The 13,209-nt window shown below is 62.0% G+C and carries 10 protein-coding genes; 7 read left to right on the top strand and 3 right to left on the bottom strand.

Features of this window, described 5'->3' with window-relative positions; translation table 11 throughout:
- Positions 1–3 precede the first annotated feature (3 nt).
- The 3 genes from PXK01_RS12600 to PXK01_RS12590 all read left to right on the top strand — a co-directional run bounded on the left by PXK01_RS12600 (position 4) and on the right by PXK01_RS12590 (position 2,440).
- Complete coding sequence (locus PXK01_RS12600) at positions 4–672, top strand: DsbA family oxidoreductase (RefSeq protein ID WP_274846181.1); 669 nt, start codon at positions 4–6, stop codon at positions 670–672.
- 13 nt (positions 673–685) lie between these two features.
- Positions 686–1,066: a potassium channel family protein gene (locus PXK01_RS12595; protein WP_274860325.1), complete on the top strand. Its 381-nt coding sequence runs from the start codon at positions 686–688 to the stop codon at positions 1,064–1,066.
- Between the two features lie 150 nt (positions 1,067–1,216).
- Positions 1,217–2,440 (top strand): MFS transporter, encoded by a 1,224-nt coding sequence (locus tag PXK01_RS12590; RefSeq protein ID WP_274860324.1) that lies wholly within the window; start codon positions 1,217–1,219, stop codon positions 2,438–2,440.
- Positions 2,441–2,512: 72 nt separating this feature from the next.
- On the opposite strand, the gene mfd is transcribed toward PXK01_RS12590, so the two are convergent.
- Both mfd and PXK01_RS12580 read right to left on the bottom strand, forming a co-directional pair.
- The gene (gene mfd, locus PXK01_RS12585) at positions 2,513–5,974 is read right to left on the bottom strand and encodes a transcription-repair coupling factor (protein ID WP_274860322.1); all 3,462 of its coding nucleotides are present in this window, start codon (positions 5,972–5,974) and stop codon (positions 2,513–2,515) included.
- A gap of 41 nt (positions 5,975–6,015) precedes the next feature.
- Positions 6,016–6,540: a component of SufBCD complex gene (locus PXK01_RS12580; protein WP_274860321.1), complete on the bottom strand. Its 525-nt coding sequence runs from the start codon at positions 6,538–6,540 to the stop codon at positions 6,016–6,018.
- Between the two features lie 167 nt (positions 6,541–6,707).
- Between PXK01_RS12580 and hemB the strand changes: the two genes are divergently transcribed.
- Entirely contained in the window at positions 6,708–7,706 is a 999-nt protein-coding gene (hemB, locus tag PXK01_RS12575) for a porphobilinogen synthase (protein ID WP_274860319.1), read from the top strand.
- A gap of 165 nt (positions 7,707–7,871) precedes the next feature.
- Positions 7,872–8,447 (top strand): lipid-binding SYLF domain-containing protein, encoded by a 576-nt coding sequence (locus tag PXK01_RS12570; RefSeq protein WP_274846187.1) that lies wholly within the window; start codon positions 7,872–7,874, stop codon positions 8,445–8,447.
- A 76-nt stretch (positions 8,448–8,523) separates the two neighbouring features.
- On the opposite strand, the gene PXK01_RS12565 is transcribed toward PXK01_RS12570, so the two are convergent.
- Positions 8,524–9,426 (bottom strand): NAD(P)-dependent oxidoreductase, encoded by a 903-nt coding sequence (locus tag PXK01_RS12565; protein ID WP_274846439.1) that lies wholly within the window; start codon positions 9,424–9,426, stop codon positions 8,524–8,526.
- Positions 9,427–9,509: 83 nt separating this feature from the next.
- On the opposite strand from PXK01_RS12565, the gene PXK01_RS12560 reads away from it, so the two are divergent.
- On the top strand, positions 9,510–12,002 hold the full coding sequence (locus PXK01_RS12560) for a penicillin acylase family protein (RefSeq protein ID WP_274860318.1): 2,493 nt from the start codon (positions 9,510–9,512) through the stop codon (positions 12,000–12,002).
- A complete protein-coding gene (locus PXK01_RS12555) occupies positions 12,003–13,181 on the top strand; it encodes a cation:proton antiporter (protein WP_274860317.1) in 1,179 nt (392 codons plus the stop codon).
- Positions 13,182–13,209: the final 28 nt, after the last annotated feature.

The raw sequence follows: 13,209 nt of genomic DNA, 5'->3' as shown, positions 1-13,209 counted from the left end.
CCCATGACGCAACTCCCCACGGTCAAGCTCGACATTCTTTCGGATCCGATCTGCCCCTGGTGCTATATCGGCAAGACCCACCTCGACAAGGCGCTGGCCGAGGTGCCGGACCATCCCTTTGTGATCGAATGGCATCCGTTCCAGCTCAACCCCGAGATGCCCGTAGAAGGCATGGACCGGCGCGCCTATCTGGAAGGCAAGTTCGGCGGCAAGGAGGCGGCCGTACGCGCCTATGCCCCGGTGGTGGAACATGCTGAAAAAGCGGGGCTTTCGATCGATTTTGAGGCCATGCAGCGCACCCCGAACACGCTGGATGCGCACCGGCTGATCCATTGGGCCGGGATCGAAGGCAAGCAGACCGCCGCGGTGGATGCCCTGTTTGAGGCCTATTTCACCAAAGGACAGGATATCGGCGATCACGGCACCCTGGCCGATATCGCCGCAGAGATCGGCATGGACCGGGACGTGGTGCTGAAACTGCTGGAGGGTGACAGCGACCGCGACGCGATCCAGTCCCGCGATGCCCATTCCCGCAAGATGGGGGTGAATTCGGTGCCGACCTTCGTTGTGGCAAATCAGCACGCAGTTCCCGGCGCCCAGCCGCCCGAGTTGTGGAAGCAGGTCATCGCCGATATCATGGAGCAGATAAAGGCCGCGCCCCAAGCCGAGTGATGCTCTAGAGGTCATGCAGTTCAAACGTTCCAGCATCTTTGCGACCCTGATCGGGATCATCGCGCTCAGCACGGTTTTCTTCCATTACGCCGAAGGCTGGAACTGGCTGGACAGCCTGTTCTTCACTGTGGTGACCATATCCACCGTGGGCTACGGAAATTTCGTGCCAGTCACGGCCGCCGGCAAGATCGGAACGATCGTGCTGATCTGCAGCGGGCTTGGCGTTTTTGCCTTGGCCGTGCGTGAATTCGCGCTCTATCAGATCCAAAAACGCGAAGAGCACAGCGAATGGCTGGTGGCCCACCTTGGCCGCCACAACAGCGCTGATCCTCCCGGTCCGGCCAACGAGGATGATTGCCCGGATCCCGCGCCCTTTGAGCCCGGCCAGAACTGAGCGCAAGGCTTGATCGCCCAACAGCAATGCACAGAACCCTGTGCGATGGGTGTTCTGGCCCCCCTCAAGAAAACGTGATACCGGCCCCTAGGTGCCGCCCGAATTGGATCCGATTTCCGCATCCTTTCGAAGTGGCGCAAGAGGTCACTTATGTCAGATTCCATTTCCAAATCGGGTGCAAACCCGATGTCCAAAGGTGAATTCATCGCCTTGATCGCGATGATGTTTGCCACCATTGCCTTTTCGATCGATGCCATGCTGCCGGCCCTGCCGGAAATCGGGGAGACACTCAGCCCCGACAATGTGAACCGCGCCCAGCTGATCATTACCTCCTTTGTTCTGGGAATGGGGATCGGTACCTTCTTCACGGGTCCGCTTTCCGATGCCTTTGGCCGCAAACCCGTTATTTTTGCGGGTGTGCTCCTCTATATCCTCTCCGCCTTCGCGGCCTGGGCGGCGCAGTCGCTGGAGCTGGCACTGCTGGCGCGTTTGACCATGGGGTTGGGCGCCGCCGGGCCAAGGGTTGTGGCCATGGCCGTGGTGCGGGACATGTATTCAGGGCGCGAAATGGCGCGGGTCGTCTCCATCGCGATGATGATTTTCACCCTGGTGCCCGCCATCGCGCCGATGCTTGGCACAGGAATCATCCTGCTGTCCGACTGGCGCGGAATTTTCCTGGCATTTGCGGGCTTTGCGGTGATCATCGCCCTTTGGGTCGGTGCCCGCCTGCCGGAAACCCTGGCGCAAAGCGATAGACGCCCGATGCGCATTGCCCTGATGCTGGCGGCCTTGCAGGAAATGACCGCCCATCCCACCGTGCGCCTGTCGATCATGGCGCAATGCCTGTGCCTGGGCATGCTGTTCACCATGATCACCCTGGTCCAGCCCGCCTATGACGTGGTGTTTGATCGGGCCGAGAGCTTTCCCTTCTGGTTCTTTGCCATCGCCCTCGTTTCGGGCACCGGGAGCCTTTTGAACGCGGTTCTGGTGGTGCGCCTGGGCATGCGCCGGATGGTCACCATGGCGCTGGCGGTGCAGATCCTTCTGTCCGCGGCCATGCTGGTGCTGGAAATGCTGCCCCTGGGCGATAGCGTGGCCTTTGGCCTATTTGTGGCCTGGCAGACCAGCGTGTTCTTCATGGCGGGCGTCACCCTGGGCAATCTCAACGCCATGGCGATGGAGCCGATGGGCCATATCGCCGGCATGGCGGCCTCTGTCATGGGCGCGATTTCAACCGTCGCCGCCGCCGCCATTGCAGCGCCTGTCGGCCTGTTGTTCGACGGCTCATTGGTGCCGCTGACCGCAGGCATCTTTGCCATGGCCACACTCGGATTTCTCGTGATGCTGCACATGGCCCGGGTGGAAGACCGCTAACCTGTCTCGGGGGTGATGGTCACGCCTCTCCACACGATTGGAGAGGCGTTCTGTCCCATAGCCTGCCAGGGTTCACTGACCGCTCGCCTTGGCCTTCTTCTTTTGTGCAATGGCCTTTTCGGCAAGGTCACGGGCAATGGCAAAGGCGCCCTTGATCTTGTCGCTCTCCTTCTTCCAATCACGCCGCACGACGATCTTGTTGTCCTTGACCTTGGCAAGCCCCTTTTGATCCTGGATGAAGGAAACCAGCCCTTCGGGGGAGGCGAACTTGTCGTTGTGGAACTGGATCGTTGCCCCCTTTGGCCCGCCATCGAGTTTTGCGATCCCGGCCCGTTTGCACATCGCCTTGATCCGAACGACCAGAAGCAAGGTATTGACCTCTTTCGGCAATTTTCCAAAACGGTCGATCAGTTCGGCAGCGAACCCTTCCAGTTCCACCTTGGTGGTGAGCGAGGACAGGCGGCGATAAAGGCCAAGACGCACATCCAGATCCGGCACGTAGTCTTCGGGGATCAGCACCGGCACGCCCAGATTGATCTGCGGCGCCCATTGGTCCTCGGTTTCCGATAGCCCCTCCAGCTCACCGGATTTGATCTTGGCGATCGCCTCTTCCAGCATGGATTGATAGAGTTCATAGCCCACATCCCGCATCTGGCCGGACTGTTCCTCACCCAGGAGGTTACCTGCACCGCGGATATCAAGATCCTGACTTGCAAGGGTAAAACCTGCACCAAGCGTGTCGAGCGAGCCCAGGACCTTCAGTCGTTTCTCCGCCGTTGCGGTCAGCCGCGCCCGGGGTTTCGTGGTGAGGTACGCATAGGCGCGGGTTTTCGAGCGCCCCACCCGGCCGCGGATCTGATAGAGCTGCGCCAGGCCGAACATATCGGCGCGATGCACCACCATGGTGTTGGCGGTCGGGATGTCGAGGCCGGATTCTACGATGGTTGTGGCCAAGAGGATATCGTATTTGCCGTCATAGAAGGCGTTCATCCGGTCATCCAGCTCGCCGGCCGCCATTTGGCCATGGGCCACCACATAGGTGAGTTCGGGCAGCTGTTGCATCAGGAACTCCTCGATCTCTGCCAGGTCCGAAATACGCGGCACCACGTAGAAACTCTGCCCGCCGCGATAATGTTCGCGCAAGAGCCCTTCGCGGATGGTGACCGCGTCAAACTCACTGACATAGGTGCGGATCGCCAGCCGGTCCACCGGCGGGGTACCGATGATCGACAGATCCCGTACGCCCGTCAGGCTCAGCTGCAGGGTCCGCGGGATCGGGGTCGCCGTCAGGGTCAGCACGTGGATGTCGCTGCGCAGTTGCTTCAGGCGTTCCTTGTGACCAACCCCGAAATGCTGTTCCTCGTCGATGATCAGCAAGCCGAGGTTCTGGAACTTGATCCCCTTGGCCAAAAGCGCATGGGTACCGATCACGATATCGACGGTGCCGCGGGCCATGCCTTCCCGGGTCTTGGCGGCGTCCTTGTTGCTAACAAACCGCGACAACTGCCTGACTTCCAATGGAAAGCCCCTGAAACGCTCCTTAAATGAGGCCGCGTGCTGCCGTGCCAGCAGGGTTGTGGGCGCAATCACCGCCACCTGCACACCCGACATGGCCGCGACAAAGGCCGCGCGCATGGCGACCTCGGTCTTGCCAAAGCCAACATCGCCACAGACCAGCCGGTCCATCGGGCGGCCCGAGGTCATATCCTCCATCACGTCCTTGATCGCGGTCAGCTGGTCGTCGGTCTCCTGATAGGGGAAGCGGGCCGAGAACTCCTCCCAGGCGTGCGGCGGCGGATCCATGATCGGCGCCTTGCGTAGGGCACGTTCGGCGGCGATCCGGATCAGCCGGTCGGCCATCTCGCGGATGCGTTCCTTCAGCTTGGCCTTCTTGGCCTGCCAGGCGCCGCCGCCGAGACGGTCCAGAAGCCCTTCGTCGTGGCCGTATTTGCTGAGGAGTTCGATATTCTCCACCGGCAGGTACAGCTTGGCCTCTTCGGCGTATTCCAGGGCCAGGCATTCATGCGCCGCCCCGGCCGCCGTGATCACCTCCAGCCCCATGTAGCGGCCAATCCCGTGATCCACATGCACCACAAGATCCCCGGGAGAGAGCGACTGCGCCTCGGTCAGGAAGTTTTCCGCCTTGCGGCGTTTCTTCGGCGCGCGGATCAGCCGGTCCCCCAGCACATCCTGCTCCGAGATCACCGTCATATCCGGGGCTTCGAACCCGTGTTCCAGCGCCCAGACCGCCAGATGCAGGCCGGATTTGCCAATCCGGGTGCCATCCATCACCGGGATCGCCTCGGCCAGGCCTTCATCCTCGATCAATCCCGTGAGCCGTTCGCGTGCGCCTTCGGAATAGGAGGCGATCAAGACCGGCCCCTTCTGCATGCGGGATTTAATGTGATCCGCCAAAGCCCCGAATAGGCTGATGTTTTCCTGCTGCCGCTCCGGGGCGAAATTGCGTCCGATCCGCCCGGCGGCATCCACCACACCTGGGCCAGAGGCCTGCGCCAGGGGGTGGAACTGGATGGTGCGGTGATCGGCTGTTGCCGCCTCCCAGGCCGCATCGTCCAGGTACAGCAGGCCCGGTGGGGTCGGCTTGTAGACCGTATCCATCCGCCCCTTCTGGGCCATCGCCAGCTTGCGGGTCTCATACTGGTCGGCAACGCTGTCCCAACGCGCCAGCCGCGCCGGGGTCACCTGATCGTCCAGCGTGATCGAGGCCTTCGGCAGATAGTCGAACAGGGTTTCCAGGTTTTCATGAAAGAACGGCAGCCAATGTTCGATACCCTGGTGTTTCCGCCCGGCGCTGACCGCCTCGTACAGCGGATCATCGGTTCCGGCGGCGCCAAATTCGATACGGTAGTTCTGCCGGAAGCGGGTGATTGCCGCCTCGTCCAGGATCACCTCGGAAACGGGCGCCAGTTCGATCAGGTCCAGCTTTTCCGTGGTCCGTTGCGTGGCCGGATCAAACCGGCGTGCCCCATCCAGAACATCGCCAAACAGATCCAGCCGAACCGGGCCTGCGTCGCCGGGCGGAAAGATATCGATGATGCCCCCGCGAATGGCGTAATCGCCCGGCTCCATCACCGTGGGGCTTTGGGAAAACCCCATTCGAACCAGGAAGTTGCGCAGCGCTTCTTCATCAATCCGCTGGTCCACCCGGGCGGTAAAGGCGGCCTCGCGCAGGACCGAGCGTGCGGGCACCCGTTGGCTGGCGGCATTGAGCGTGGTCAGCAGCACGAACTCTTTCGGCATCTGATGCACAAGCGCGGCCAGCGTGGCCATGCGCGCGGCAGAGATATCCGCATTGGGAGAGACGCGATCGTACGGCAGGCAATCCCAGCCGGGAAAGACAAAGATCGGCAGATGCGGGGCAAAAAACGCCAATGCGGCGCGCATCGCCTCCATCCGCTTGTCATCGCGGGCAACATGCAGCACCGGACCGCCGGATTTCTCCACCTCTTTCAGGATCAGCCGGGCGTCATAGCCTTCGGGCGCGCCGCCCATGGTCACTGCACGCTGCGTCATGCTACCTGTCTCCCTTTTTTCAAACGCATCGTAGCGGCGGGTTACCCAAAAACGCCTAAGTGAAGGTTCTGATACATACCCCACATCGCGGTCACGAAGATCGAAATCATTCCAAGGAACTGGATGACAAAACGAGAGGTTGCAAGCCTGCGATACAGCGCCTCCTCCCGTGGTTCATCGGCGCGGATCGCACGGGCCGTGATCAGGTTGATCAGCCCCACGATGGCCATGGGAAACATCAGCAGAAACACCGCCTGAGCGAACTCCACCATCAGCAAAAACCCCAAGGTGGCCAGTGACGAGAGCACGAAACAGGCGATGCCAAGAAGCCAAATTCCAGCATTTTCAGACACATAAAGGATCCTGTTGACATTGATCCGCACCAGATCCTCAAGATCCTGTGCCGACTGCCCCTGGGCCTTGCGGGCGCGGTGCACCATGTCGAAGGGCACGCCGAGGATCCAATGGCTCGCCGACGACCACATCACGGCCAAGGCAATCCAATACCAAAGGTTGGAAAAGGATCTGAGATCGATCATCTCGGTCAATGTCTGCAGCAGATCCACCCCGGCGCCCCTTTGTGAACGGTTATCCTGTGGCGCCCTATATCAACCGGTCAGCCCGGTTGCACAAGCCCCGCAGCATGCGACCGTATGTTCGCGACGAATGTGCCACTTGCAAGGGCGCCGTGTTCCATGCGACCCAAGAGCAGCAAACAAGACGAGAGATCCAGATGAAGCCGACTGTCGCCGCCTTTCCCGCCGCCCGCCTGCGCCGCACCCGGACAACACCTGCAATCCGCGGTTTGGTCCGTGAAAACACCCTGACGACGGACGATCTGATCTGGCCGGTCTTCGTGCGCGATGGTGAGGGGATCGAGGAACCCGTGGTCTCCATGCCGGGCGTGGTGCGCCGCTCCGTGGACAAGATCGCAGAGGCCGCGGTCGAGGCACAGGCGCTAGGCATCCCGGCGATCTGCCTGTTTCCCTATACGGATCCAAGCCTCAAGACCGAAGACTGCGCCGAGGCCTGGAACCCCGACAACCTGTGCAACCGCGCCATTCGCGCGATCAAGGCGGTGGCGCCGGAGATTGCGGTGATGACCGATGTGGCGCTGGACCCCTATAATATCAACGGTCACGATGGGTTTGTGGTCGATGGCGAGATCATGAACGACGAAACCGTCGAGGCGCTGGTGAAGATGACCCTGGCCCAGGCCGATGCGGGCGCCGATATCATCGGCCCTTCGGATATGATGGATGGGCGGATCGGCGCGATGCGCAATGCGCTGGAACAGGCGGGGCATCGCAATGTCTCGATCCTGTCCTATTCCGCAAAATACGCGTCCGGCTACTATGGGCCGTTCCGCGATGCGGTCGGTGCCTCGGGCGCGCTGAAGGGGGACAAGAAGACCTACCAGATGGACCCGGGCAATTCCGATGAGGCGCTGCGGCTGATCCAGCGCGACCTGCAGGAGGGCGCCGATATGGTCATGGTCAAGCCCGGCATTGCCTATCTCGATATCTGCCACCGGGTGAAGACGACCTTCGGCACCCCGACCTTTGCCTATCAGGTCTCTGGCGAATACGCGATGATCCAGGCCGCCGCGCAGAACGGTTGGATCAATGGCGAGCAAGTGATGCTGGAAAGCCTTTTGGCTTTCAAACGGGCTGGTTGCGATGGGATCCTCACCTATTTCGCACCTGAAACAGCGCGTATCCTGAACGGTTGACAGGCGTTCCCGCAGCAGAAAGCCGCCGAGGATCTGCCACCCGGAAAGGTGGTGGATGACAGGCGGCGGCTTTCTGCTTATAGTCCCGCCAGAGCCGGTCAACCGGCCTTGCACGATGCAGCTTCGACCAAAAAGCTTCGACACTCAGAGCGACAGGCAATTCACATGAGCAAACAGTTCACATCCGGCGTCACACGCCGTGGTTTCACCTTGGGTCTATTGGCCGGGACCGGGGCCATGGCCGCCTGCGGAAACGGTGTTGGCAATAGCAACGCGGCAACCATCGATGCCCGCGTCGATGCCACCCTCAACCAGATGTACCGCGAATACCCCAACACCATCGATCTGGCGGAAAAATCCACCGGCATGCTGGTGATGCCGCTGGTGACGGAAGCCGGCTTCCTGGTTGGCGGCGCCTATGGGCGCGGGGCGCTCCGGATCAATGGCGTCACGGTGGATTACTATTCCACGGTCAAGGGCAATGCCGGCCTGCAGATCGGCGCGCAGCAATATGCGCATGTGCTGTTCTTCATGACCGACAACGCCCTAGCCGGGTTCCGCCGCTCCTCCGGCTGGGCGGCCGGGGCCGATCTGGAATATGTGGTGCGCGACGATGGCAACTCCCTGGCGGCGGACACCAATACGCTGACCTCCCCGATCCTGGCAGCGGTCTTTGCCCAGGCGGGCCTGCGGATCGGTGCCACGCTGGAAGGCACCAAATACACCCGTATCATTCCCTGATCTTCGGGAAACCTTCTTTAAAAACAATGGCGCGCCCGAAAGAGGCACGCCTTTTCAGTATGTTATCTTTGGTTTCTCAACCCGCGCTGCGCAGGCGTTTGAACAGAGAGGAGGTATCCCAGCGGCCGCCGCCCATCTTCTGCACGTCCTTGTAGAACTGATCGACCAACGCCGTCACCGGCAGGCTGGCACCGGTTTCATCGGCCGCATCCAGGCAGATCCCAAGATCCTTGCGCATCCAGTCCACCGCGAACCCATGGTCAAAGTGGTCATCCAGCATGGTTTCATAGCGGTTGGCCATCTGCCAGCTGCCGGCGGCCCCCTGGCTGATCACCTCCACGACCGCGCGCCCGTCGAGGCCCGCCTTTTCGGCAAAATGCAGCGATTCCGCCAGCCCCTGCACCAGACCCGCGATGGCGATCTGATTGCACATCTTGGTCATCTGACCGGCCCCGGTTTCGCCGATACGACGGCAGATCCGCGCATAGGCATCGATCACCGGTTCCGCCTTGGCATAGGCCTCGGCATCACCGCCGCACATCACCGAGAGAACGCCATTTTCGGCCCCCGCCTGACCGCCTGAAATCGGCGCATCCACGAAGGAGATCCCTTTTTCCTTCGCCGCCTCATAGAGTTCCCGCGTGACGCTGGCTGAAACCGTGGTGTGATCGACAAAGATCGCGCCGGGCGCCATCCCGGCAAAGGCGCCATCTTCGCCGAGGCAGACCGACCGCAGGTCATCATCGTTGCCGACACAGGACATCACGAAATCAGCGCCGGCCGCCGCCTCGCGCGGTGTGGGGGCACTGGCACCGCCGTGTTCCGTCGCCCAGGCCTCTGCCTTGGCTGCTGTCCGGTTGTAGACCGTCACCGCGTGCCCCGCCGACTGCAGGTGGCCCGCCATCGGATAGCCCATGACCCCCAATCCCAGAAATGCCGCTTTCGCCATGTGCTTTTCCCTCGTGCTTTCTTGGCTTATGTTGCCGCTACCCTAGCACTGGCGGCGCCGGGTTCAATGCTGGCACGGTGTCAAATCGATAAATCGAATGGAATAAACCCTTTATGGCTCTCCTTTTTCGCTGGTTGCTGCGGCTGACCGCCACGTTGATTCTGGTATCGCTGGCGGCTGTTTTATTGGCCTATTACTTTGCCGCCCAATCCCTGCCGGACTACAACAAGACCATCGCGCTGCCGGGCCCGACCGCAGCGGTCGAGATCGTGCGCGACAATGCCAATGTCCCGCATATCTTTGCGAGCCCGGGCGCCGGTGATGAAGATGTCTATTTCGGCCTTGGCTATGCCCATGCGCAGGATCGGCTGTGGCAGATGGCGGTGATGCGGCGCACGGCCCAGGGGCGCCTGTCAGAGATTTTCGGCAGCCGCACGGTCGAGGTCGATACCTTCCTGCGCCGTCTCGATCTTTATCGCCTGGCGCAACGGTCGCTGGCGGTACAGACGTCGGAAACCCTGGCGGCGCTGCAGGCCTATTCCGCCGGTGTCAACGCCCGCTTGCTGGAGATCAACGAGCAGGCCCTGGGCCGCGGCGCGCCGGAGATGTTCCTGTTCAACATGCCGCTCGCCCCATGGCAGCCCGCCGACAGCCTTGCCATTATGAAGCTGATGGCGCTGCAGCTGTCGGGCCACATGCGCGAGGAAATCCTGCGCGCCCGCACCTCCCTGGCGCTGGCACCCCCGGAACGGCTGAAGGACATCCTGCCCGATGCGCCCGGGTCCGGCATTGCCGCCCTGCCCGAATATGCCGCCCTATTCCCGGATCTGCCGCGCTATGCCGATGCGACGCCCGCGGGAGGCACGGATCGCCTGCCCATGCTGTTCCCCCTGGCACCGCGCGGTCTGGGCGGCGCCTCCAATGCCTGGGCCGCCGATCCCAGCCGCTCGGCCACCGGGGGCACGCTGCTGGCCAATGATCCGCATTTGGGCCTCAGCGCGCCGGGGATCTGGTATCTGGCACGGCTGGAGCTTGCCAGCGGTGGTCTCATCGGCGGTACCCTGCCCGGTGTGCCCGCGGTGATCACCGGACGATCGGATCACCTTGGCTGGGGTATCACATCCTCCTATATGGACGATCAGGATCTCTGGGTCGAAAAGATCAACCCGGAAAACCCGGAAGAATACTTAAGTCCAAATGGTTACAAGCCGTTTGTCACCCGGAAGACGATCATCAACATCAAGGATGCGCCCCCCGTCACCCTGACCCTGCGCTGGACAGACAATGGCCCGGTTCTGCCCGGATCGAAGTTCGATCTGTCGGCCATCACGCCCCCGGGTCATGTGGTCAGCCTGGGCTGGACGGCGCTCAGCGCAGAAGACACCTCGATGAGCGCGGCAATCGCGCTGATGAGGAGCGCTTCAGTCGCCGAGGCCATCGCTGCGGGTGAAGCCTATATCGCCCCGTCGCAGAACCTGGTTCTGGCCGATCGGCAAACCATTGCCCTGAAAACCGTCGGCGCCATCCCGCAGCGCGATGCGCGTCACCAGAGCCAGGGACGCCTGCCCAGCCAGGGCTGGCGGCGGGAAAACCTCTGGCAGGGTCGCGCGCCCTATGCCGCGAACCCTGAATTTGTCAGCCCCCGCGGTGGCATCCTGGGCAATACCAACAACAAGGTGCTGGAACGCCCCTTCCCCAATCACGTCTCTTATGACTGGGGCGACACCCAGCGCATTCATCGCTGGCGCAAGCTGATGCAAAGCCGCGAAGTCCATACCCGCGATAGTTTCATCGAAGCGCAGCTGGATACGGTCTCCTTCTCGGCGCGGGCGCTCTTGCCGCTGATTGGTGCCGATCTGTGGTTCACCGGCGAGGCCGCCCCTGAAGGCAGCCGCGAACGGCAGCGCCACGAGGCCTTGACCCTGCTGTCCGAGTGGAATGGCGAAATGAACGAGCACCTGCCGGAACCCTTGATCTATGCCGCCTGGCTGCGGGCGTTGCAGGCCCGGCTGATCGCCGATGATCTGGGTCCCTTGGCCGAGGAGTTCGCCCATGTGGAACCGCTGTTCATCGAACGGGTCTACCGCAACATCGACGGCGCCGCCGCCTGGTGCGATGTGCGCCAGAGCGCGCCCAAGGAAAACTGCACCGATATGGCCCGTCTCGCGCTGGACGATGCGCTTTTGTGGATCGAAGAACGCTATGGCAACGCCTTGGAATCCTTACGGTGGGGGGATGCACATCAGGCGACCCACGATCACGAGGTGCTGGGCGAAGTGCCGCTGTTGCGCTTTTTCGTGAATATCCGCCAGTCCACCAGCGGCGGCGACAATACCCTGCAGCGCGGACGCACCTCTGGAGAGGATCCCGAACCGTTTCATAACGTCCATGCGGCCGGCTATCGCGGCGTTTATGACTTTGCCGATCCGGACAGTTCGGTCTTCATCACCGCAACCGGACAATCGGGGCATTTTCTGTCGCGTCACTATGACGACATGGCACAGCTGTGGCGCCGGGGTGAATATGTTCCGATGTCGCTGGATCCCGACCTGGCCCATGCGGCCGCCGTCGGGGTCACCCGGATCGAACCGAGGACTGCCCCGTAAATGAAAGAGCAAGCCGTCCCCCTGATCGTCCTTGGCCTGTTGTTCTTTGCCGGTCTGGCGGCGGATCGGATCGGACGCCGGTTGCGCCTGCCGCGGGTGACGCTGTTGCTTGGCTTTGGCCTGCTGGTTGGCGAGGCGGGCTTCGGGCTATTGCCGGAGACCATCACCACGCTTTATCCCGTGGTCGCCGTTGTCGCCCTCAGCGCGGTTGCGCTGCTTCTGGGCAGCGAGTTGTCACTTGCCAATCTTGGCCAGCATGGTCGTACTGTCCTTGTGGTGTCGCTGTCGGTCGTGCTGGTAACCCAATTGGCGGTCAGCGCCGGTCTCTGGATCATTGGCGTGCCGCTGACGCTGGCGATTGTCCTTGGCGCGCTGGCTACCGCGACCGATCCGGCCGCCACGTATGATGTCATCGATCAATCCGGTCAGGACAGCAGTTTTACACGCACACTCAAAGGCTTGGTCGCCATAGATGATGCGTGGGGCTTGCTGGCCTTCAGCGCCGCCCTGGTGATGATCCAGCTGTTCAGCGGGATTGGCTCTGGCGGCGATACCTTGGCCCGTGCAGCATATGAGGTCTTTGGCTCCATCGCCCTGGGTTGTGTGATCGGTGTGCCTGGCGCCCTGCTGACTGGGCGCCTGTCGGATGGGGAGCCGCTGCGGATCGAGGCGCTATCCCTGGTGTTTCTAACCGCCGGCCTGTCGTTGATGCTGGACCTGTCCTACCTGATCGCCGGCATGACCGTGGGCGCGGTGATCGTGAACCTCGCGTATCATCACACCAGGGCGTTTCACGAGATCCGCAATTTTGAATGGCCCTTCATGATCATCTTCTTCGTGCTGGCCGGGGCGACGCTGGATCCTTCGGCGCTGGCGAGCCTTGGATTGGTGGGGGTGGGCTATGCCCTGTTGCGGATCCTTGGTCGCATCATCGGCGGCTGGATCGGCGGCACGCTGGCACAGGCACCAAGCCAGGAACGACCCTACTACGGAGCCGCCATGCTGCCACAGGCCGGTGTTGCCATCGGCATGGCGCTGGCCGCCTCCGAACAATTCCCGGAGTTTGCCCCCACGATCATGGCGCTTGCCATCGGCACCACCGCCGGTTTTGAGCTGATCGGCCCCATCATCGCAGCCCTGACCATCGCGGCACAGGCCCGAGCCGAAGGCACGAGGTAGAGCTTAGAGCTTAGAGCTTAGAGCTTAG

Origin of the sequence: Phaeobacter sp. PT47_59, assembly GCF_028890025.1 — a bacterium.
GTDB lineage: Bacteria > Pseudomonadota > Alphaproteobacteria > Rhodobacterales > Rhodobacteraceae > Phycobacter.
The sequence above is the reverse complement of the archived record's forward strand: the minus strand, read 5'-3'. Positions and strand labels throughout refer to the sequence as shown.